The following is a 680-nucleotide window of genomic DNA, read 5'->3' on the forward strand; positions in this document are numbered from 1 at the left end:
TTTTATAATGAAGTTTTAGCATATTTAAATTCTGCTAGTGATAAAAATACTTATACCTTTATCAAAAAAGATGATGATAATAATTATTTAATAAGTGATAGTGATTTAGATAAATTTGCGAGTGAAAGTTATAATCAATATCAAAGTAAATATCTTAGATATTTTGCAACAACTCCTAATGAAGAATCTGGGGTGAAAATATTAGCTGATACATATAAAGAATTTAGAAAATTTGCAAAAAATTTTATTGGTTTAGATGATCAACAAGAAGATACTAGTAAACCGAAGCCTGAAGATATACCGTTATTAAACTTAGTAAACGGGAATTATTATGCACAAAGAATAAGAACATGATTTTCGTATATCTTTACTGATTATTATAAGGGACGGGGTATTGATAAAAACATTTCATATAGTGATTATTTAAATGGTAATTCTAAATACTTACAATTTGGTTTTAGTGATAAAAATAATTTGGATGATCAAAATCCTGTGTATGATCCTGGTTATATTAATAGTGCTGATTCATTAAAAAATTATAGCAATGAAGCAAAAAACAAGTTAAAGCAACAAGTGATTAATTTAAGTGTAAGTGATAGTTTTAAATATAGTTTTTTACCATATACTTTTAATTTAAATGGGGTGTATGATCCAAAAATGGATGTGTTTAGTTATGATAA

At 24.7% G+C, this 680-nt stretch carries 1 protein-coding gene; it reads left to right on the top strand.

Going from position 1 to position 680, the window contains the following annotated elements:
• Positions 1-680: hypothetical protein (locus tag ACXYRN_RS04300; RefSeq protein ID WP_458607788.1), on the top strand; the 680-nt coding region annotated here is incomplete at both ends.

The sequence above is a fragment of the Mycoplasma sp. 4423 genome, assembly GCF_054353855.1.